This is a genomic window from Aliiroseovarius halocynthiae (assembly GCF_007004645.1).
Lineage (GTDB): Bacteria > Pseudomonadota > Alphaproteobacteria > Rhodobacterales > Rhodobacteraceae > Aliiroseovarius > Aliiroseovarius halocynthiae.
Window position 1 is genome coordinate 59668 of the sequence record NZ_ML660020.1, and the last position, 20963, is coordinate 80630.

Genomic DNA, 20963 nt, shown 5'->3' on the forward strand with positions numbered 1-20963 from the left:
AACTTTGCATGGAATCCCCGACAAATTAACAAAATTTCGCCTTCATTCGACAAATTGCAACGACTGCGCGAAAATTAGTCATGGCCACCATATAAGAGGTTCCAATGACCATCCACGACACATTCGCCGGTGCGCAGTACATTACACGCATGCTTGACCTAATAAACGAGAAGGGGGTGATGATCGAAATAGGATCAGATTTCGACCTCTATTCCACATATATTTCCGAGAACCGGACCAACTTGCCGCTAGGACTTGCTTTTGATCCGAAAGTGCATGCTCTGACTGAGGATAACGGGTTCTGGATCATAGGGTGGGACAAAGACGAGACCATGATGCACTCACAAGCGATGCGCATGTTCGACATGTCCGAAACATTCCTTTCAGACTATCTAAGTGAGAATTATCAGAAGTTTGCGCCGCCCGGATACACATTGGACATGAGCCGCAGTTCCTATCGTCCCGGGCCCGGAGCGAAGCGGATCACCGGGCGGATATGCTATCATGGGGATCTTTGGGTCGAAAGCAGCGAACGCTATCGCGGCACGGGTCTTCCCGGAATACTGGCCCGTTTCGCGCTAGCAACAAGCCTGCTGCGATGGTCCCCCGATCACGTGTTTGGCTTTATGGCACAACATCACGCTTTCCGCGGGCTTGCCGAACGCGAGGGATACATGCACTGTGAACCCGGTGCGTTGGAATTGCACACGCGCGAAATGAACACAGTGATTCGCGGTTTCCTGACATATATGTCCCGCGAAGACCTGAGTTATCTGATGGAAATCTGCCCGCGCGAATTCGTGATGTCTCAGGCTGCATAACCCGCACGGACGGGAACTCCCTTCCGTTGCACCAGACCAGATTTGGGGCGCTCAGACCACAGCGCCCCTTTTCGTTGGGTTTGACGGCTTTTCGCCGCCGTGCTGCCCGCCTATAAGACACGCAGGTAACAAAAGGACATCCCATGCGGCGCGCTACGATTACTCGCAAAACCGCTGAGACCGCGATCTCGGTCGAGCTGAACCTCGACGGAACCGGCCAGTATGACAACCAGACCGGCGTGGGCTTTTTCGACCATATGCTGGACCAGTTGTCGCGCCATTCGCTGATCGATATGACGATCCGCGCCGAAGGGGATCTGCACATCGACGACCACCACACCGTCGAGGACACAGGCATTGCCATCGGGCAGGCTCTGGTCGAGGCATTGGGCGACAAGAAGGGCATCCGTCGCTATGGCGAATGCCACCTGCCAATGGATGACGCGCAGGTACGTGCGGCGCTGGATCTGTCTGCCCGTCCCTTCCTGATCTGGAATGTGGACTTCGCTGCTCCTAAGATCGGCAATTTCGATACCGAGCTGGTGCGCGAGTTCTTCCAAGCTCTGGCGACCCATGGCGGCATCACGCTGCATATCGACCAGATCCACGGCTTCAACGCGCACCACGTGGCGGAAGCCGTGTTCAAGGCCGTGGCCCGCGCCCTGCGCGTTGCCGTAGAAACCGATCCGCGCAAAGCGGACGCCATCCCATCGACAAAGGGTGCGCTGTAAAGCGCATCCGCCCCGGAGACTGACATGCTGACCGTGATCATCGACTATGACAGCGGCAACCTGCACTCGGCCGAAAAAGCGTTTCAACGCATGGCCGCCGAAACACATGCAGGTGACGTGATCGTATCCACCAAGCCCGAAGACGTCGCCCGCGCCGACCGCATCGTTCTGCCCGGCGACGGGGCGTTCCCGGCCTGCCGTCAACAGCTGTCCGACCATCGCGGCATCTATGAAGCGCTGGAACAGGCCGTCATCAAAGAAGGCCGTCCCTTCATGGGCATTTGCGTGGGTATGCAGATGCTGGCCACTATCAGCCATGAATATCAGGACACGGACGGGTTTGATTGGGTCAAGGGCCATGTGCGAAAAATTGCGCCAGAAGATCCTGCGTTGAAGGTGCCGCATATGGGCTGGAATGATCTGGTAATCGACTGCGCGCACCCGGTGTTGGACGGCGTAACAACGGGTGACCACGCCTATTTCGTGCACTCTTATCACTTCGTGGTCGACAATTCCGACGAACGGCTCGCCCATTGCGATTACGCGGGCGACATCACAGCAATCGTGGGGCGCGACAATATGATGGGCATGCAGTTTCACCCTGAGAAAAGCCAGGCAGCCGGGTTACGCATGATCGCGAACTTCCTGACCTGGACACCATAAATGCAAAGGGCGCCACATCGGGCGCCCTTTGTCTATGGAGTACTGGTTACAAAAACCGTCGTGAACCCAAATTTACTTCACGCGTGTCCAAGTCTGCTTCTTGCAGATTGGCCCAACACAGCCGGCAACCTTCAAAGACGACCCAGACAGCGTCATTTTTGATTTATAGACCTTGCCCGTCGACGGTTGCCAGATCTTACCGCCCGAATATTTACCACCGCCATTTGGGCTCATATCCCAGACCAGCTGTTTACCCACATTCGGGGTGCTGATTTCTCCACTTGAATCAAACGCTTTCGAAATCACCCCGCACAAGGCAGCCCCGCATTGCGAGAAGGTCACATGTGCATATGCCCCATCATCGACCTGCGTTTTCCATACGCCAAGCACAGGATCCGCCAGTGCCGGGCCTGCCAGACCAACGGCCAACGCCGCTGCCGCAATCACTTTTTTCATAGTTACCTCCCTGTTTTGTTGGGTATCCTGCCGTTCTCACCTGTCTTGTGGCAAGTGTGACGTCACGGGAGGTCTTACTTGGCTTTCCCCCTTGTCCGTGCAAAAAGCAGCGCAATCGACAGCTTAACGGAGCACCTGCCATGATCCTCTATCCTGCCATCGACCTGAAAGACGGCCAATGCGTACGCCTTTTGCGCGGCGAGATGGAAGAAGCGACCGTGTTCAATGACAACCCGGCAGCGCAAGCACGTGCATTTCAAGACGCGGGGTGCGAGTGGATCCACCTTGTGGACCTGAACGGCGCTTTCGCAGGCGAGCCCGTAAACGGAGCTGCGGTTGAAGCGATCCTTGGCGCCATCGACGTACCCGCCCAGCTGGGTGGCGGCATCCGCGACATGGCCACGATCGAAAGCTGGATCGAAAAGGGCCTGTCCCGCGTGATCCTTGGCACAGTCGCTGTGGAAAACCCCGATCTGGTCCGCGAAGCAGCGCGTACTTTCCCCGGCAAGGTCGCCGTTGGGATCGACGCCCGCGACGGGCGCGTGGCAACCAAAGGCTGGGCCGAAGAAACCGATGTGATGGTCACCGACCTTGCCAAGTCGTTCGAAGACGCAGGCGTCTGCGCCATCATCTATACCGACATCAACCGCGACGGCGCGATGCAAGGCCCAAATACCGAGGCGACAGCCGATCTGGCCCGTGCCGTTTCGATCCCCGTGATCGCCTCGGGCGGCGTAAGCTCGCTGGACGATCTGCGCGCGCTGAAATCCTGCGGCGCGTCCCTGAACGGCGCCATCTCGGGCCGCGCACTGTATGATGGGGCGATTGATTTAAAAGAGGCGTTGGACGTCCTGAAAGGCTGATACATGCTGAAAACTCGCATCATCCCCTGTCTCGACGTGGCCGAGGGCCGCACGGTGAAAGGTGTCAATTTCGTCGATCTGATCGACGCGGGCGACCCGGTGGAACAGGCGCGCGCCTATGATGCCGCCGGCGCAGATGAACTCTGCTTCCTTGACATTAAGGCGACCCATGAAAATCGCGGTACCATGTTTGATCTGGCCACCCGTACGGCCGAACAGTGCTTTATGCCGCTGACCATCGGCGGCGGTGTCCGCAGCCCGGACGACGTGCGTGACCTGCTGCTGGCGGGCGCGGACAAGGTCAGCTTCAACTCTGCCGCCGTGGCCGACCCGGATGTGATTGCACGCTCGGCTGATCGCTTTGGCAGCCAATGCATCGTCGTTGCCATCGATGCCAAGACCATCGGTCACGATGCAGATGGCAAACCTAACAAATGGGGCATCTTCACCCATGGCGGGCGCAAAGCTGCTCTGGACAAGGACGGCAACCCCATTGATGCCGTCGAATTTGCCATGCTGATGGAACAGAAGGGCGCCGGTGAAATCCTGTTGACCTCGATGGACCGCGACGGCACCCGCGCGGGCTTTAACCTGCCGCTGACCCGCGCGATCTCGGACGCGGTGCACGTGCCGGTGATCGCCTCAGGCGGGGTTGGTAATCTGGACCACCTTGTGGAAGGCGTGACAGAAGGCGGGGCAAGCGCCGTGCTGGCCGCATCCATCTTCCACTTTGGCGACTACACCATCCGCGAGGCCAAGGAACACATGGCCGCCGCAGGCATCCCGATGAGGCTGACATGAGCATCCTGACCCAACTCGCCGCCACGATCGAAGCACGTAAAACCGCGGATCCCGACAGCAGCTGGACCGCCAAACTGCTGGCCAAAGGCCCCGATAAATGCGCCGAGAAGTTCGGGGAAGAGGCGGTCGAGGCGATCATTGCAGCCGTGAAGAACGACCGCGAAAACCTGACGGCCGAAGCCGCCGATGTGCTTTATCACCTGTTGGTGATGCTCGCCGCCCGCGACGTTGCCCTAGAGGACGTGTTGGCCGAACTTGAACGCCGCGAGGGCACCTCGGGCATTACCGAGAAGGCCGCACGTCAGCCTTAGACGTCTCTTTTTCTTGTTCAAAGTATCCCGGGGTGAGCGGCCCCGCCGCGAGGGGCAGCGCCCCTCAGGCTCACACCGTGAGCCACCAAAAGCCTAGCCGACCAGCGCGTCCGCCCCAATCAAGCGCGGATATTCAATCGCCGGGCAGCGGTTCTCGACCACTTCAATTCCTCGCGCTTCTGCTTTGGTACGCGCCGGGGCATTGTAGATTTCCAACTGCATCCAAACCGTGCGCAAATTGGGTAATGCCTCAAGCGCCGCGTCCACGATGGGCTCGATCGCATCAGAACGACGGAACAGGTCGATCATGTCTGTCTCTGCTGGCAGATCCTCGACAGACGCCACAACGGTTTCACCGAACATCTCTTGCCCTGCCAATCCCGGATTGACCCCAATCACGCGATACCCCTTCGATGCCAGAAACCGCGCCACTCGGAACGATGCACGCTCTGGCTTGTGCGACAGACCCACAAGGCCAATCACCCGGGTTGTCGTCAGGATCTGTATTAGGCGGGTGTCGATGTCTGTCTGGCTCATAAGACTCAGCTAGTCACAGCCATTGGAAATTCCAACCCGCGTCCAGAAAAAACGCCCGAGGGGAGTAAGCCTCGGGCGCAGTTGGTGGAACGAGGGACAGTGAATGAGGTTTCAGGCGTTCCACAGCCTGGCCTCTGTTAAACAGATATGGCGGCATGCCGGGATTGGAAGAGGTGGTAAACCTCTTGTGATCCCGACGTCATGCCTACGCCTCAAGGATACCAGGCCAATTGGCATTGCCTTTGGCGATGTTCCCGGGAACGTCTTCAAGCCACAGCTCACGCGCGCGCAGGCTGAAATTCAGATAAAGCTTGTCGTCATAGATGGTCCATGCCTCGGGCACAGTGGGGGCGATATATCCTTTGCTCGCGGCATAGGCGCAGTATCCACCGAATTGCGGGGCGTATTTCGCAGGATCAGCTTCAAACATGTCACGGGTTTCGGTGCTGGAAAACAACACCGTCGCGCCGTCATACTCCAACGAAAACTCGGCCACACCCAGTGTCGGCGCACCCTTGGTGAAATAGGCGACGGGGTCATGCCCATCCCAAGCAATGCCATCTTCGGCATAGACAGGTGGGTTGGCGGCAAAAGCCGGGCGAGTCAGAAGCGTCGCCCCAACGGGCAAAGCAATCAGCCCAGACAGCACATGACGGCGGGACAGGGACAGTTTCGACATTGGGACCTCCTTCTTTGCGGCTGTCCCTAATCTGCGCTGTCTGGGCTGATATTACAGCCCCACCCACAACATGGTGATCACCGCGTGAGCCGCGTGGCGTATAGCGCAACCGCCGCTGCGTTCGACACATTGAGCGATCCAAAGTCACGCGCAAACGGGATCTTCACCAGTGCGTCACAGGTCGCTTTGGTCTTTTCACGCAGCCCCGGCCCCTCGGCCCCCATGACCAGCGCCACGGGGCGATCCGGGCGTTCGGCTAGAGCCTCTTCTATGGTTTCGGTTGCCTCACCATCCATGCCAAGAACCACAAACCCCATTTTGCGCAGCTCTTCCATTGATTCAGCCAGATTGCGCACACGCAGATAGGGCTGGCGTTCCAGTGCACCTGACGCCGTCTTGGCCAGCGCGCCAGTTTCCGGCGCGGAACCGTGTTTCGTACCCACCACAGCGCTGGCCCCGAAGACCTCGGCCGAGCGCAGGATCGCGCCAACATTATGCGGGTCTGTGACTCGGTCGAGCATGACGACCACGGGCATCTTGCCCTCGCCGCCAATCACACGACTGGCAAAGTCGCCCCAATTCAAAGGCTTCACTTCAAGTGCCGCGCCTTGGTGGACCGAATTGGGATCTATCGGGGCCGGAAAATTGCGCGGATCCGCCATTTCAGGCGTCATGCCGGACGCATCAATCGCATCCGCCAGCTTGTCCGCCGCGTTTTTCGTCACGATCAGCCGCAGCCGCTCGCGGTCCGGATTCATCAGCGCATCACGCACCGCGTGCAAACCGAAAAGCCACACGGTTTCAGATGCCGCCTGACGCTTGTCTTTTTCCTTTTTGACGACCCATTTTGGCTTTTTCATCACGCGATCCGCTGAGTTTTTTCAAGGCCCGGACAATGCGCTATGACTTTCTAAGAGACAAGTGCTTTGGCGGGTGCTTTTGGGTGATTTTTCGTATTGACGCCGCAAGCTGCCCGCGATACCTACCCCCTCATTCAGCGCTGATAGCGCAGAAAAAGTGGGCGACAGGCCGCAAGGTGTGGCAGGGGACTGTAACTCCCTCGAGGCGACTCACGCTTGGTTCGATTCCAAGGTCGCCCACCATGACGCAGCAGCGTTGACATTCCTGATCTATAGATAATTTGCCCCATTTGGGGCGAACTAGACCAATTCCAGCTCTTTTCTGCACTGCACATCCTGCCAAATGGCCGAGGTAACTGACCGACCTGTTACTGCAAAACGCGAAAAGTACCGGTCGCGTTTCCTACTGGCGGACCTCAATTGGCACTGACATAAGTATTTGAACAACTTAACAGGGGGAGTATTGGCGGCATGTGTGGCTTGGCGATACCCCCGACAACAACCGAGAGACGCTCAAGATGTTTCTGGACCAACTCTTTGTGATATTGCTCGCCGCTGTCGGTCTATATGGATGCTGGTGCGGCTGGAAAAGACGAACTCAACAAACCATGGGAATGTCCGTGTTGTGGTCTCTTTTGGCTATCCCAAGCCTATTAATGCTGATCTTCTTCGCTGATGGGCTGCTGTCTCAGAAAGAAACCGTCGTACAGGCTGTAATCGATGCATCCCTATACTTCGCAGGGCTGCCATTGCTGCTATTTCCAATTCTAATGGGATGTGGTTGGGTCGTCGGCTTTGCAGTTTTCAGGCCAATGGGCGCTAAGAAGGCCCCGCCCGATCTTTAAGCTCGGGAAGATGCGCAAGATCAGGTATCGAAGCCAACATATCTCATTTCGCAAACACACGCCGTAACGAGATCACCGCTTTCCCCCTAAAAAGCCTGGATCCATTTGGCTGGCATATTTAGCTTTCCACAATGCCTCTTCATATTCTGACGCGGCGGTGCTGTCATAGACCAGCCCACCGCCCACATTCAGGGTCACATCCTTCTCTTCCAGAAGAAGCGTTCGGATCGCAACGTTGAATTCTGATTGCCCGTCCGGCGCCATCCATCCGATCGACCCGCAATAAATGTCGCGGGGGTTGGGCTCCAACTCTGCAATGATCTCCATCGCACGCAGTTTGGGGGCACCAGTGATCGAGCCGCAAGGGAAGAGCGCGCGCAGAATATCAGACAGACCTGTCCCCGCCTGCATTTGGCCACGGATCAGCGACACCATCTGGTGGACAGTTTCATAGCTTTCCACGGTAAACAGCTCGGGCACGTGGACGCTGCCGGCTTCACAGATCCGCGAGATATCGTTGCGCAGAAGGTCGACGATCATCAAATTTTCGGCCTGATTTTTCTCGTCACTTTTTAAGAATACCGCGCGGGCGGCGTCTTCGACTGGGTCGGAACTGCGTGGCTGGGTGCCTTTCATCGGGCGGGTCTCGATCATCCCGTCTGCATCAGTGCGGAAAAACAATTCAGGAGAACGAGACAGGATCGCGGGCAACCCTTCTGCCTGCACCAACGCGCCATATTGCACCGGCTGCAACCGGGTCAACGCATGATAAAGCGCCTCGGCCCCACCTTGCGCGCCACCCCGGATCGGGAAGGTCAGGTTTACCTGATAGGTATCGCCCGCGCAGATGTAATCATGCACCGTTTGAAACCCAAACGCATAGGTGTCCGCGTCCCAGTCGGGTGTCAGACCAGACAGCGCTGCACCGCCGGGCTGAAGCGCGGGCGCGGGGGTGGACCCATCATAAAGGCCAAACATCAGAAGTGGTAGACGGCGGTTGGGTTTCAGCAGGCGCTCAAGACGCGGTTCCATCGCATAGCCCAATTCGTAGCTTGCAAACCCTGCCAGCCACGCTCCGCTTTTCTGCGCCTGATCCAGACGATCCAACGCATCCGGCACATCCTCAAGTGTCCAAGCAACGATCTGATCGCGCGGGGCTGTAAACAGCCCAGCACCCCCGTCCGGTCCATGATCAAATCTGATGTCCACCTGCAAGGCCTCCGCTGCGAAACGTGATATCCTGTAGCGTGATACACGTGCTGACGAAAGGCGGCGTTTGCAAGCCAATATCCGTCAGAAGATTGGGGGGACGTGGCGATTACAGCTTTGCAGTCTGCAACTTTTCCAGCAAATCCAGCAACTGTTCGACTTCGCCCTCGCCCATATGCGCCTCGATCCGGGCGGCGATATCATTGGCCAGATGAAGATTGTCGCGGACAATCGCACGGCCTTTGTCGGTGATCAAAACCAGCGTGCGGCGTTTGTCTTTGACGTCTGACTGGCGCGAGATTAGCCCGTCCGCCTCGAGACCACGCAGGATCCGTGTCAGGCTGGGCAGTAATAGACAGGCCTCTTTCGCGATGGTGCTTTGTTCCACCTCGCCCAACTCGTCCAATGTGCGCAAGATGCGCCACTTCTGCTCGGTCAAGCCAAGCTCGCCCAGCATATCGCGAATCGGCTGCATCACCACTTCGCGCGCCCGAAGAAGTGATATCGGTAGCGAACGGGCAGTGCTGGGATAGCTGGGGCGGGTCGACGACGTTTTGCTCATATCGGCCTTATACCAAGGGCTTGGAATTGAACAAAGCAACTATTCTTGACAAACGGCCATATAATTATTTAACATCGCAACTAACAACTATACGAAGGAGATCGTCATGGCGGACCTGGACGGCAATCTTACCAAGCTTTCAGGCTATCTTGAGCGCTTCCGCGCCGGCGGGATCAAGAACCGCATCGCGGGCGAGGATCGCGATGGCGCGGCTGGCGTGTTCCAATCGACCAGCCCCGTGGACAAGTCGGTGATATGCGATGTGGCCCACGGCACGGCGGACGACATCGATGAAGCGGCAACCGCTGCGCATGATGCATTTGCGGGCTGGCGTGATATGCCTGCAACCGAACGCCGCCGCATTCTGTTGAATGTCGCCAACGCCATCGAAGCGCGTGCCGAAGAAATTTCGCTATGCGAATGCTGGGATACAGGCCAGACCATCCGTTTCATGTCAAAAGCCGCCCTGCGCGGGGCCGAAAACTTCCGCTATTTCGCAGATCAGGTCGTTCAGGCGCGTGACGGGCAGCACCTAAAATCGCCCACGCTGATGAATGTCACCAGCCGGGTGCCAATTGGCCCGGTGGGTGTCATTACGCCGTGGAACACACCCTTCATGCTGTCCACCTGGAAGATTGCCCCGGCGCTGGCGGCTGGCTGCACCGTCGTGCACAAACCAGCCGAAGACAGCCCCCTGACCGCGCGCCTTCTGGTCGAAATCGCGGAAGAGGCCGGCCTGCCCAAAGGCGTATTGAACACTGTGAACGGCTTTGGCCCAGACGCCGGCAAGGCGCTGTGCGAGCACCCGAAAATCAAGGCGATTGCCTTTGTCGGGGAAAGCCGCACCGGCAGCATGATCGTCAAGCAAGGCGCGGACACACACAAACGTAACCATTTGGAATTGGGCGGGAAAAACCCAGTCATCGTCTTTGACGACGCAGATCTGGACCGCGCGCTGGATGCGGTGATCTTCATGATCTATTCGATCAATGGCGAGCGTTGCACATCCTCGTCACGCCTGCTGGTTCAGGACACGATCAAAGACGAATTCGAGGCGAAACTGACCGAGCGTGTGAACAACATCAAGGTCGGGCACCCTCTTGATCCCGCGACCGAGATCGGCCCGCTGGTGACCGAAACGCATTATAACAAAGTGACCTCGTATTTCGACATCGCCACGGAAGATGGCGCGACCATTGCCGCTGGCGGTGTGAAGGTTGGTGACGAGGGCTATTTCGTGCGCCCGACCCTGTTTACCAACGCCACAAACCAGATGCGTATCGCACGCGAGGAAATCTTTGGCCCGGTGCTGACCTCGATCCCGTTCTCGACCGAGGACGAGGCGCTGTCGATTGCAAATGACACCGATTATGGCCTGACCGGCTATGTCTGGACCAACGATCTGACCCGCGCGCTGCGCTTCACAGACAAGCTGGAAGCGGGCATGATCTGGGTAAATTCGGAAAATGTGCGCCACCTGCCGACACCGTTTGGGGGCGTGAAGGCCTCGGGCATTGGGCGCGATGGCGGTGACTGGTCGTTTGATTTCTATATGGAGCAAAAACACATAGGTTTTGCCACCGGCCAACACAAAATCATGCGGCTGGGCGCCTAAGCGCCCTGCCCCCAGAAACGCGCGTCAACCAACGGGAGGAGACCCAATGGGACAGATCGTACAAGCAGCCAAGATCACCCATGTGCCTAGCATTTGGATGTCACACACGATGGAAAAATACAAAGGCATTCGCCAACCCGCCATAGACGGCTATGCTAAACTGCGCCAAGACGCGATTGACCGGGGCGTCGACACGTTCATCATCTTCGACACCCATTGGATCACCAATCAGGGCTTCCACTTGAACGCCAAACCCCACCACAAGGGACGGTTCATCAGCCACGAGTTGCCGCACATGCTGGCGGATATGGAATTTGACTATCCCGGCGACAGCGATCTGGCACAAAGCATCCTGAGCGTGCTTGAAGAACGCGGCGAACGCGCAATGGGCCACGCGCAACCCGATTTGGGGATGGAATACGGAACGCTTCTGCCGATGCATTTCATTAATGACGGCGTGAACGCCCGCGTACTGCCCGTCGCCGTGAACCAGTTTTCATCCATCGAAGAAAACCGCCGTTGGGGTTCTGCGATTGCAGAAGGGATCAAACGGTCGGATCGCAAGGTCGCCATCTTCGCTTCCGGATCCATGAGCCACGATTTCACGCCCAATGAACGTTCGGTCGACGGGTTGAATTCGGTGAATGGCGAATTCAACCGCCAGATGGATCTGCGCGTGCTGGACCTTTGGGAAAACGGGAAATGGGCCGAATTTCTGGACCTGTTGCCGGACTATGCGGTCAAATGCACCGGCGAATGCGCGATGAACGACACAGCGCTTCTGTTCGGTGCTTTGGGCTGGAAGGATTACGAAGGTCAGATCGACATCTACACGCCCTATTTCGGCAGCTCCGGCACCGGACAGGCCAATATCAGCTTCTCGGTCTAACCGACGATAAAAGGACACAACATGCGCTTTGCCACTTTCCAAGCCGGGGGCGAGACCTTCTTTGGTGCCATCACGGATGCAGGGGCGATTGCCCTAAACGATGCGCTCCCCCAGCATGACAGCCTGTACGACATCATCGCTGCAGGCGCATTCGATCAGCTGGCAGCCGCTGCCGCGGGACGCGCGGTCACGCATAGCGACTTCACTTATGAAATGGTGATGCCCAACGTGCGCCGCATCCTCTGCGTCGGTGTGAACTTCCCGGACCGGAATGCCGAATACAAAGACGGCAGCGTGCAGCCGAAATACATGTCGCTTTTCCCACGCTTTGCCAGCGGCTTTACCGGTCACAATCGCCCCCTGATCCGCCCGCCGGAAAACCACACTCTGGACTACGAAGGCGAGGTGGCGATTGTCATCGGCAAGGCTGGACGTCGCATCGCGGCGGAAGACGCCTATGACCACATCGCGGCGCTGACCCTTTGCAACGAAGGCACCATCCGCGACTGGGTGCGGCATGCGAAATTCAACGTGACGCAAGGCAAGAACTGGGATCGCTCGGGCGCGATTGGCCCTTGGCTGGTGCCGTTCACTGACGCCGCCCAGCTGGATGACGCACGGATCCAAACCCACGTGAACGGAGAGCTTCGCCAAGACGATACGCTTGATCGCATGATGTTCCCGATCCGCGAGGAGATCGCCTATATCTCGACCTTCATGACGTTGCAGCCCGGAGATGTGATCGTCACGGGCACGCCCACTGGCGCAGGTGCACGGTTCGATCCGCCACGCTATTTGAAACCGGGCGACGTGGTCGAGGTTTCAGTCAATGGCATTGGCACGCTGTCGAACACGGTCGAGGACGAAACCGTATGACACCCGAAGATCACGCCCACGCCGCTGCCGATTTGCTTGCCGCTGAGAAGACGCGCGATCAAATCGGGCTTCTGACAAAGCGCCATCCCGAGATGGGGATGGACGATGCGTATCAGGTGCAAAATGCGATTTACCGCGCCAAGCTCGCAGAAGGCCAGAAAGTCATCGGTTGGAAAATCGGGCTGACCTCAAAAGCGATGCAATATGCGCTGAACATCGACATTCCTGACAGCGGCATTCTGTTTGACGATATGCTATTTGAAAACAGCGCGACTGTGCCTGCGGGGCGGTTCATCCAACCCCGCATCGAAGCTGAAATCGCCTTTGTTATGAAAGACGCCATCGGCGGCTCAGAGGTCACGCGCGAAGAGGTGATCGCCGCCACAAATTACGTCGCGCCCTCGATCGAGATCTTGGACACCCGCATTCAGCGCGTGGATCCCGAGACAGGCAAGACCCGCACCGTCTTTGACACGATTTCAGACAACGCCGCCAATGCCGGGGTCGTTCTGGGCAAAGAACGTCACGCCGTCGATGCGTTCGACCTGCGCTGGGTCGGCGCGATCACATCCCGCAATGGCGAGGTCGAAGAGACCGGGCTGGGCGCGGGCGTGCTGAATGATCCCGTGGAAAGCGTGGTCTGGCTGGCGCGGCGCATGGCGCAGTATGGCCAAAGCATCGAACCAGGACAGATCATTCTGTCGGGCAGCTTCATCCGCCCCGTGGAATGCCCCTCGGGCACCGACATCCACGCCGATTTCGGGACGTTTGGCAGCGTGGACATCAGCTTCGCCTGAACCCTGCGACTGCGAAACCCCTTGCTGACGGGCGACGCATCCCGTTATCTCGGTCCGAGATGTTTATGTGTGCCCGTCGATATACCCTCGCCGCCTTTCTCGTGGGCGCTTCTGGCCTGCCCGCGTTTGCCGAGCAGATCACCGTTTTCGCCGCAGCCAGTCTGGGTGGCGCGCTGGATGAGGTGGCCGAGGAGTTCAAGGCGGACACCGGGCACGAGGTCGCCCTGTCCTTCGCTGGATCCTCGATTCTAGCCAGGCAGATCGCGCTGGGGGCCCCTGCGGATGTGTTCCTGTCCGCCAATGCGGATTGGATGGATGTGGTCGAGGATGCAGGGTTGTTGACAGACGGCACGCGCCGGGATTTCGCTGGGAACGAGTTGGTGCTGATTGCCCCCGCAAAGCAAGCGACCCCGACGAACTTACCCGAAACACCCAAGAGTTTCACAGCGGCATTGAATGGCGGCAGGCTTTCTATGGCGCTGGTCGACGCGATCCCGGCCGGGCAATACGGCAAAGCCGCTCTGATGCATTGGGGGCTTTGGGACATCGCCAAGCCGCATATTGTTGAAACCGACAATGTCCGCGCCGCTCTGGCACTGGTTGCATTGGGAGAGGCGCGGTTGGGCGTGGTCTATGCGACGGATGCGCGGGCGGAGCCAAAGGTGCGTATTGTTGAACATTTTCCCGCTGGCACGCATCCGCCAATCACCTATCCGGCGGCTGCGATCGCATCGGGTGATGTTGTAACCGCGACCGCATTTCTGGACTATCTGGCCAGCAACGCAGGGCAAATCATCTTGCAACGCCACGGCTTCCTGCCCGCCCCCGAGGTTCCCGAATGACCTGGCTGGGCCCTGCAGAATGGCAGGCGGTTGCACTGTCCTTGAAGGTTGCGGGCTGGGCCACGGTTTTATCCCTGCCCATCGCCATCTGGATTGCGCATCTGCTGGCCCGCGAAGAGTTTCCCGGCAAACAGGTGGTGAACGGGCTGGTCCACCTGCCCTTGATCCTACCGCCTGTCGTCACTGGTTACCTGCTGCTTCTGACCTTCGGCGGCACCGCACCAATTGGGGCGTTCTTAACAAAACTCGGCCTGCCCTTGGCCTTCCGCTGGACGGGTGCTGCGCTGGCGGCCGCAATCATGGGGTTTCCCCTGATGGTCCGCGCCATCCGCTTGTCGATCGAAGCGGTCGACCCCAAGCTCGAGGCCGCCGCTGCAACACTAGGTGCCAGCCGCTGGTCGGTCTTTGCCACAGTCACCCTACCCCTTGCCCTGCCCGGCATCATTGCGGGCGCGATCCTTGGCTTTGCCAAGGCGATGGGCGAGTTCGGCGCGACGATCACATTCGTATCAAACATCCCCGGCGAAACCCGCACGGTCCCGTCGGCCATCTACAGTTTCCTGCAAGTGCCGGGCGGTGAAAACGCGGCGCTTCGGCTGGTGGTGGTCTCGATCATCATCGCCATGGGCGCACTGGTCGCGTCCGAGGTGCTGGCCCGCCGTGTTGCCAAGCGGATGGAGGACGCATGACCCAGCCAGCCCTATCCATCGCATTGCGTGCCCAGCGCCCCGGATTTGATCTGGATGTGGATTTCACGGCCCCGGCGGGGCTGACCGTGCTGTTTGGTGCGTCGGGATCGGGCAAGACCAGCATTGTGGATGCGGTTGCGGGTCTGACCCGCGATGTCTCTGGCCGGATCGCGGTGGGCGATCAGGTTCTATTGGACAGTACGCAGGGCATCTGCCTGCCTGCACATGAACGCCGCATCGGCTATGTCTTTCAAGATGCCCGCCTGTTTCCGCATCTAACCGTGCGGCGCAATCTGGACTATGCCCGCCGCGTGACCCGCCAGCCCGTGGACGTTTCGCGTTTTGACAAGGTGGTCGAGATGCTGGGCATCGCGCACCTTCTGGACCGCCGGACGCCGCGCCTGTCGGGCGGGGAAAAACAGCGCTTGGCGATCGGACGGGCTTTGCTATCACGACCGCAGCTGATCTTGGCAGATGAACCGCTCGCTGCGCTGGACGCCCCCCGCAAGGACGAGATCCTGCCCTATTTCGAACGCCTGCGTGACGAGGGCGAGGTGCCCATTCTTTACGTAACGCACTCGACCAGCGAGGTCGCACGGCTGGCCACCACGGTTGTGGCGCTGGATCGCGGGCGCGTGGTTCGGCAAGGCGACGCCATCGAGGTGCTGGGCGATCCCAGCTTCAGCCCCGGCGATGTCAGGTCCGTGGGGGCCGTGATCAAAGCCCGCGTGGCCGCCCATCATGATGATGGTCTGACGGAGCTGGACGCCGGTGGCATCCCGCTGTTTCTACCCCGCATTGCCCGCGATCCCGGCGCGCAGGTACGGGTTCGCATTGCAGCGCAGGACGTGATCCTGTCACGTGGACGACCCGAGGCGATATCTGCCCTAAACTGTCTGCCCGGCGTTGTGCAGGAGGTGCAGGAAGGGGCTGGTCCGGGGGCAATCTTGTCGCTGGACACCGCTGCTGGACGTGTGCTTGCGCGGATCACCAAACGCTCGCTTGCGGCGATGGATCTGAGCGTCGGGACGGAACTCTATGCCATTGTGAAAACCGTGGCCGTCGCGCCCAGCGATGTGGGTGGCCCGAAGGGATAAGATGTTCAGAGCTTATCCCGCAGGCTGAACCATAGCATTGCAGCCACCAAAAGGGGCCAACGCAGGGCCACGCCGCCGGGGAACCGTTGTGTCGGCACCTGCGCCATTAGATCGAAACGCTCGGCCTGACCTGCGATGGCCTCGGCCACCATTTTCCCGCCCAGCGCCGCCATCGCGACGCCATGCCCGGAATAGCCCGAAGCCGACAGGACGTTCCCTTGCAGACGTGCAAAATGCGGCATCCGGTTCATGGTGATCCCCAATGTCCCGCCCCACGCATAGTCGATCTTGGTGTCTTTCAGCTGCGGATAGATCTCGAGCATCGGTTTGGACACCAGCTTCACGATGTCCTTCGGGAATTTATAGCCATAGCTCTCGGCCCCGCCGAAAAGCATCCTGTTATCCTCAGACAGCCGGAAATAATTGACGACGAATTTGCTGTCGGCCACGGCATGCCCGTCGCGGATCAGAGATTTCGCGAAGTCATCGCTTAACGGCTCGGTCGCCAGAATGTAGTTGTTGATGGGCATAACACGGGCGGCAACATGCCCTTGCGCATTGCCCAGATAGCCGTTGCAGGCCCAGACCAGATGGCTGGCGCAGATCTTGGCTTTGTCCGTGCTGATGGTCACGGTGCCGCCTTCTTTGACATCGGTCACGCGGCTGGTTTCAAATATCCGCGCACCTGCTGCCACAGCGGCCCGCGCCATACCAAAGGCCAAGCGCAGTGGATGCGTATGCCCCGCCCCCATGTCCAATGAGCCGCCGTGATAAGCGGACGAGCCGCACAGTTCGCGCATTTCCTCGCGATCCACTGCGCGGATCAGGTCATAGCCGTATTCTTCGTTCAGCTTGCGCACATAGTCATGATCCTCGGGCACATAGCGTGCGCGGTGCATGGCGTGGATGATGCCGTCGGTGAACCCGGCATTGGGTGCGTGTTTGGCGACCACATCGCGCACCAACTGTACGCTTTCGGCGGCCATATCCCACAGCTTGCGGGCGTCATCCTTGCCCACCACCTTTTCCAGCTCGTCCTGATCCAGCCGCTGGCCCATGCCAACTTGGCCGCCATTGCGGCCCGAGGCGCCGAAGCCGACGCGCTGCGCTTCCAACAATACAACGTCATAGCCACGTTCGGCTAAATGCAGGGCTGCCGACAGCCCCGTAAACCCGCCACCGATTATGCAGACATCGCAAGACAGATCGCCCTGTGCAGCCGGAAACGGGCCGGGCGCGTCCGCCGTGGCGGCGTACCAGGACTGGGGGTATTCCCCGTGGCGGTCATTGGCAGTCAGCAGGTCCATGGATCCCTCGGTTCATGCGATGGAAGTCGAATATTGCACGGGGCGGACACATGGCCCGCCCCTGAAACTGGATTACCCAGCGACCAACAGGCCCTTTTCCTTAACGATCTCATAGGCTTCATCCAACGCCTTGCGGGCGCGGGCAATCAGCATGTCGATCTCGTCCGTGGTGATGATCAGCGGCGGCGCGATGACCATGCGGTCGCCAACATGGCGCATGATCAGGTTGTTGGCAAAGCACCGCTCGCGGGTGATCAGGCCAACAGTGCCGACATCCGCAGCAAATGGTGCGCGCGCGTCTTTGTCAGGCGTCAACGCAAGCGATGCCATCAGGCCGACGATCTTGGTCTCGCCCACCATGGGGTGATCCGCCAGCTCGTGCCATTTCTTCGCCAGATAGGGGGCAGCAACGTCGCGCACATGCTCGACAATGCCTTCCTCTTCCATGATGCGCAGGTTTTCCAACGCGACCGCGCAGGCCACAGGATGACCGGAATACGTATAGCCGTGGTTGAACTCTGTCCCGGCCAGTACTTCAGCGACCTTGTCCGATACAAGCGACGCCCCGATCGGCACATAGCCCGAGCTGAGGCCCTTCGCGATGGTCATAATGTCCGGTTTCAAATCCAGGGTCTGGCTTCCAAACCAATTTCCAGTGCGACCAAACCCGGTAATCACTTCGTCCACGATCAACAGGATGTCATACTTCTGGCAGATGCGCTGGATTTCCGGCCAATACGTGTCAGGAGCCACAATAACGCCGCCCGCACCCTGAATCGGTTCGCCAATGAAGGCCGCAACCTTATCCGCGCCAACTTCATTGATCTTGGCTTCCAGTTCTTGCGCGCGGGCAAGACCGAACTCTTCGGGCGTCATGTCGCCGCCTTCAGAATACCAGTTCGGCTGCTCGATGAATTCGATGCCGGGGATCGGCAGGCTGCCCTGACCGTGCATGCCCTTCATGCCGCCCAAGCTTGTGCCGCCAATGGTCGACCCATGATAAGCATTCCAACGCGAGATGATCACATCACGTTCGGGCTGACCTTTTTCCGCCCAATAGGTGCGGACCATGCGGATATTCGTGTCATTCGCATCCGATCCACCACTTGCATAGAACACATGGTTCAGATCGCCCGGCGCCAGTTCCGCCAGCTTCTGCGCCAGCGCAATGGCCGGCACGTGGGTCGTCTGGAAGAAGGTGTTATAATAAGGCAGCTCGCGCATCTGGCGGGCGGCGACTTCGGCAATGCTATCATTGCCATAGCCAATGTTCACACACCACAGGCCTGCCATGCCATCCAGGATCTCTTCGCCTTCGCTGTCTTTCAGAAAAACACCCTTGGCCGAGGTAATGACACGCGCGCCTTTCTGACCCAGCTCGCCATCATTGGTGAACGGGTGCATGTGGTGGGCAGCATCAATGGCCTGAAGCTCGGCAGTGGGCAGATGGTTGGTGATCTTGTTCATCCTGGATCTCCTAGAAAACGTGGTCGGATCGCGCCAACGGACAGGAGAATCACCCACCCTTTGGATCGCGCCAAAAGCTGAGTTCACAATATGATCAAAAATTAGGCTGTCAACGCACGACCGTCAATCTGATCAAATTCAGGCTGACAAAAGCGTCTCGCGGACCTGAGCGATTCCCTGCTCGATATCTTCACGAATTGCGGCTGCAACCCCGTCCCCATCGCCTGCGCGCATCGCGGCCATGGCTTCGGCATGTTTATCGGGAAGATTGGCGGTGCCATAGCGACCCAACACAACACGCAACGAAGGGCCGGCCCGAAGCCACAGCATATTGGCGATCGAAGACAGGACCTCGGCGCCAGCAAGATCATACAGATACGCATGGAAACGATAGTTGTGCTCAAGATACCCACGCACATCGCCCTTATCGATGGCTGCGTTCAACTGATCATCATAAGAAACCAAGCGCGAAAGCTCTTCATCGGCAATGTTTTCTGTGGCTTTCCGGGCCAGTTCGGGTTCAACCGACAGTCGGGCAAAAGCGATGTCATTCCACTGCGCCATATCAGGTTGCGGTACGGACACCCGCCGGTTTCCTTTGAATTCCAGCGCCCCTTCCGACGTCAGTCTCCGGATCGCTTCACGCACCGGCGTCATGCCAACATCAAGGGTGGAAACGAGTCCCTGAATGGTCACAGGTTGACCCGGTGCCAATTCACCAAAAAGAATCATTTCCCGTAGCTGGCGATAAACCCGCTGGTGATCTGGCAGTTTTGCTTGGCGATCAGACAAGTTTGCCCCCGTCGTTACAAATGTTTTGCCTATTTCGGCTCCGAAGATAATCTTTGAAAGCAACCTACTATGGCTTCCGCAATTTTACCATATTGCGTGAAACGCATTTTTTTGATCAAATGTCGCAAACGGGCGCATGCCCCAAACAGGGAGAAAGTGTATGAAGAAATCCTGGCTTATGATGAGTGCTGCATTGGTGATGGGGGCAACTGCCGCCACCGCCGACGAAGTCCGTGTCTATAACTGGTCGGACTATATCGATGAGGAACTGCTGACCAAGTTCGAGGAAGAAACCGGCATTGACCTGATCTATGACGTGTTCGATTCAAACGAAGTTCTAGAAACCAAGATGCTGGCCGGTGGGTCAGGCTATGACGTCGTGGTTCCCACGGGTTCTTTCTTGCAGCGCCAGATTACAGCTGGTGCCTTCCAACCGCTTGATCTGACGAAATTGCCCAATCACGGCAACATGTGGGATGTGATCGCTGAGCGCACCGCGACCTATGACCCCGACAACGCCTATTCGATCAACTACATGTGGGGCACCACGGGTGCTGGTGTGAACGTTGCCAAGGTCAAAGAAGCCCTGGGCGAAGACGCGCCGATCGACAGCCTCGCGCTGATCTTTGATCCTGCCAACATGGAAAAGCTGGCATCATGCGGAGTGCATATTCTGGATGCTCCGACGGAGTTGATTCCAGCAGCTCTGGCTTATCTGGGCGAAAACCCGGACAGCCACGATCCAGATGTAATCGCCAAGACCGAGCCGGTCCTCACCGCGATCGCGCCCTATGTTCAGAAGTTTCACAGCTCGGAATACATCAACGCGTTGGCCAATGGCGACATCTGTGTGGCTGTCGGCTGGTCGGGTGATGTGCTTCAGGCCCGCGACCGCGCTGACGAAGCCGAAAACGGTGTCGAGATTGCATATAACGCCTTCAAAGAAGGCTCGCTGATGTGGTTTGACCAGATGGCGATCCCCGTGGATGCGCCGAACCCGGAAGCCGCGCACACGTTCCTGAACTTCATCATGGACGAGCACAACATGGCTGCGGCGTCGAACTATGTTTACTACGCCAACGGCAACAAAGCATCGCAAGCGCATCTGGAAGAGGATGTGATCGGCGATCCGGCGATTTATCCGACCGAAGAAGCGCTGGGTACGCTGTACACGACCACACCTTATCCGGCGAAAGTCCAGCGCGTCGTCACGCGCCTGTGGACAAAAGTTAAGTCGGGCACCTAAGCCCACTC

General features: G+C 58.4%; 24 protein-coding genes and 1 tRNA gene. 16 read left to right on the forward strand and 9 right to left on the reverse strand.

Annotated features, from left to right (window positions below; genetic code table 11):
- Window positions 1–104: 104 nt before the first annotated feature.
- From FIL88_RS09270 to hisH, 3 genes are all read left to right on the forward strand, one after another.
- A complete protein-coding gene (locus tag FIL88_RS09270; RefSeq protein ID WP_142853574.1) occupies window positions 105–821 on the forward strand; it encodes a hypothetical protein in 717 nt (238 codons plus the stop codon).
- A gap of 143 nt (window positions 822–964) precedes the next feature.
- Window positions 965–1552: an imidazoleglycerol-phosphate dehydratase HisB gene (gene hisB / locus FIL88_RS09275; protein ID WP_142853575.1), complete on the forward strand. Its 588-nt coding sequence runs from the start codon at window positions 965–967 to the stop codon at window positions 1550–1552.
- Between the two features lie 24 nt (window positions 1553–1576).
- On the forward strand, window positions 1577–2215 hold the full coding sequence (hisH, locus tag FIL88_RS09280; RefSeq protein WP_142853576.1) for an imidazole glycerol phosphate synthase subunit HisH: 639 nt from the start codon (window positions 1577–1579) through the stop codon (window positions 2213–2215).
- Window positions 2216–2287: 72 nt separating this feature from the next.
- Here the strand turns inward: hisH and FIL88_RS09285 are convergent, their stop codons facing one another.
- A complete protein-coding gene (locus FIL88_RS09285; RefSeq protein ID WP_142853577.1) occupies window positions 2288–2671 on the reverse strand; it encodes a DUF2147 domain-containing protein in 384 nt (127 codons plus the stop codon).
- Window positions 2672–2811: 140 nt separating this feature from the next.
- Between FIL88_RS09285 and hisA the strand changes: the two genes are divergently transcribed.
- From hisA to FIL88_RS09300, 3 genes are read left to right on the forward strand one after another with little or no spacing between them, the layout of a single operon-like run.
- Window positions 2812–3534: a 1-(5-phosphoribosyl)-5-[(5-phosphoribosylamino)methylideneamino]imidazole-4-carboxamide isomerase gene (hisA, locus tag FIL88_RS09290; RefSeq protein WP_142853578.1), complete on the forward strand. Its 723-nt coding sequence runs from the start codon at window positions 2812–2814 to the stop codon at window positions 3532–3534.
- Between the two features lie 3 nt (window positions 3535–3537).
- The gene (gene hisF, locus FIL88_RS09295) at window positions 3538–4335 is read left to right on the forward strand and encodes an imidazole glycerol phosphate synthase subunit HisF (RefSeq protein WP_142853579.1); all 798 of its coding nucleotides are present in this window, start codon (window positions 3538–3540) and stop codon (window positions 4333–4335) included.
- The gene (locus FIL88_RS09300; protein WP_142853580.1) at window positions 4332–4646 is read left to right on the forward strand and encodes a phosphoribosyl-ATP diphosphatase; all 315 of its coding nucleotides are present in this window, start codon (window positions 4332–4334) and stop codon (window positions 4644–4646) included. The genes hisF and FIL88_RS09300 overlap by 4 nt, the downstream gene beginning before the upstream one ends.
- 93 nt (window positions 4647–4739) lie before the next feature.
- On the opposite strand, the gene FIL88_RS09305 is transcribed toward FIL88_RS09300, so the two are convergent.
- The 3 genes from FIL88_RS09305 to rlmB form a co-directional block, all read right to left on the reverse strand.
- The gene (locus FIL88_RS09305; RefSeq protein WP_142853581.1) at window positions 4740–5183 is read right to left on the reverse strand and encodes a CoA-binding protein; all 444 of its coding nucleotides are present in this window, start codon (window positions 5181–5183) and stop codon (window positions 4740–4742) included.
- A gap of 205 nt (window positions 5184–5388) precedes the next feature.
- Window positions 5389–5862, reverse strand: a complete 474-nt coding sequence (locus FIL88_RS09310) for a YHS domain-containing (seleno)protein (RefSeq protein ID WP_142853582.1) — start codon at window positions 5860–5862, stop codon at window positions 5389–5391.
- Between the two features lie 77 nt (window positions 5863–5939).
- The gene (gene rlmB, locus FIL88_RS09315) at window positions 5940–6722 is read right to left on the reverse strand and encodes a 23S rRNA (guanosine(2251)-2'-O)-methyltransferase RlmB (RefSeq protein WP_142853583.1); all 783 of its coding nucleotides are present in this window, start codon (window positions 6720–6722) and stop codon (window positions 5940–5942) included.
- A gap of 159 nt (window positions 6723–6881) precedes the next feature.
- On the opposite strand from rlmB, the gene FIL88_RS16680 reads away from it, so the two are divergent.
- Both FIL88_RS16680 and FIL88_RS16685 read left to right on the forward strand, forming a co-directional pair.
- Window positions 6882–6965, forward strand: a tRNA-Tyr gene (locus FIL88_RS16680).
- Between the two features lie 413 nt (window positions 6966–7378).
- Window positions 7379–7567, forward strand: coding sequence for a hypothetical protein (locus FIL88_RS16685; RefSeq protein ID WP_221931139.1), 189 nt, complete (start codon window positions 7379–7381; stop codon window positions 7565–7567).
- 72 nt (window positions 7568–7639) lie between these two features.
- Here the strand turns inward: FIL88_RS16685 and FIL88_RS09320 are convergent, their stop codons facing one another.
- Together FIL88_RS09320 and hpaR are read right to left on the reverse strand one after the other, a co-directional pair.
- Window positions 7640–8776 carry an aminodeoxychorismate synthase component I gene (locus FIL88_RS09320; RefSeq protein ID WP_185960898.1) on the reverse strand — a complete coding sequence of 379 codons (1137 nt, stop codon included), beginning with the start codon at window positions 8774–8776 and terminating at the stop codon, window positions 7640–7642.
- A 109-nt stretch (window positions 8777–8885) separates the two neighbouring features.
- Window positions 8886–9338, reverse strand: a complete 453-nt coding sequence (hpaR, locus tag FIL88_RS09325; protein ID WP_142853585.1) for a homoprotocatechuate degradation operon regulator HpaR — start codon at window positions 9336–9338, stop codon at window positions 8886–8888.
- A gap of 106 nt (window positions 9339–9444) precedes the next feature.
- Here hpaR and hpaE point away from each other — a divergent pair, with 106 nt between their 5' ends.
- The 7 genes from hpaE (at window position 9445) to modC (ending at window position 16143) form a co-directional block, all read left to right on the forward strand.
- Entirely contained in the window at window positions 9445–10953 is a 1509-nt protein-coding gene (gene hpaE, locus FIL88_RS09330; protein ID WP_142853586.1) for a 5-carboxymethyl-2-hydroxymuconate semialdehyde dehydrogenase, read from the forward strand.
- A gap of 46 nt (window positions 10954–10999) precedes the next feature.
- Complete coding sequence (gene hpaD, locus FIL88_RS09335; RefSeq protein ID WP_142853587.1) at window positions 11000–11842, forward strand: 3,4-dihydroxyphenylacetate 2,3-dioxygenase; 843 nt, start codon at window positions 11000–11002, stop codon at window positions 11840–11842.
- Between the two features lie 21 nt (window positions 11843–11863).
- Window positions 11864–12718 carry a fumarylacetoacetate hydrolase family protein gene (locus tag FIL88_RS09340; protein WP_142853588.1) on the forward strand — a complete coding sequence of 285 codons (855 nt, stop codon included), beginning with the start codon at window positions 11864–11866 and terminating at the stop codon, window positions 12716–12718.
- Window positions 12715–13515: a 2-oxo-hept-4-ene-1,7-dioate hydratase gene (hpaH, locus tag FIL88_RS09345; RefSeq protein ID WP_142853589.1), complete on the forward strand. Its 801-nt coding sequence runs from the start codon at window positions 12715–12717 to the stop codon at window positions 13513–13515. The genes FIL88_RS09340 and hpaH overlap by 4 nt, the downstream gene beginning before the upstream one ends.
- Window positions 13516–13580: 65 nt before the next feature.
- Entirely contained in the window at window positions 13581–14357 is a 777-nt protein-coding gene (modA, locus tag FIL88_RS09350) for a molybdate ABC transporter substrate-binding protein (protein WP_322788895.1), read from the forward strand.
- Window positions 14354–15046: a molybdate ABC transporter permease subunit gene (modB, locus tag FIL88_RS09355; protein ID WP_142853591.1), complete on the forward strand. Its 693-nt coding sequence runs from the start codon at window positions 14354–14356 to the stop codon at window positions 15044–15046. Before modA ends, modB begins: the two co-directional genes overlap by 4 nt.
- Complete coding sequence (modC, locus tag FIL88_RS09360) at window positions 15043–16143, forward strand: molybdenum ABC transporter ATP-binding protein (RefSeq protein WP_142853592.1); 1101 nt, start codon at window positions 15043–15045, stop codon at window positions 16141–16143. Before modB ends, modC begins: the two co-directional genes overlap by 4 nt.
- 5 nt (window positions 16144–16148) lie before the next feature.
- On the opposite strand, the gene FIL88_RS09365 is transcribed toward modC, so the two are convergent.
- The 3 genes from FIL88_RS09365 to FIL88_RS09375 form a co-directional block, all read right to left on the reverse strand.
- A complete protein-coding gene (locus tag FIL88_RS09365) occupies window positions 16149–17450 on the reverse strand; it encodes an NAD(P)/FAD-dependent oxidoreductase (RefSeq protein ID WP_142853593.1) in 1302 nt (433 codons plus the stop codon).
- A gap of 72 nt (window positions 17451–17522) precedes the next feature.
- Window positions 17523–18917, reverse strand: coding sequence for an aspartate aminotransferase family protein (locus FIL88_RS09370; protein WP_142853594.1), 1395 nt, complete (start codon window positions 18915–18917; stop codon window positions 17523–17525).
- Between the two features lie 138 nt (window positions 18918–19055).
- Window positions 19056–19772, reverse strand: a complete 717-nt coding sequence (locus FIL88_RS09375) for a GntR family transcriptional regulator (protein WP_322788896.1) — start codon at window positions 19770–19772, stop codon at window positions 19056–19058.
- A gap of 97 nt (window positions 19773–19869) precedes the next feature.
- On the opposite strand from FIL88_RS09375, the gene FIL88_RS09380 reads away from it, so the two are divergent.
- The gene (locus tag FIL88_RS09380; RefSeq protein WP_142853595.1) at window positions 19870–20955 is read left to right on the forward strand and encodes a polyamine ABC transporter substrate-binding protein; all 1086 of its coding nucleotides are present in this window, start codon (window positions 19870–19872) and stop codon (window positions 20953–20955) included.
- Window positions 20956–20963 lie beyond the last annotated feature (8 nt).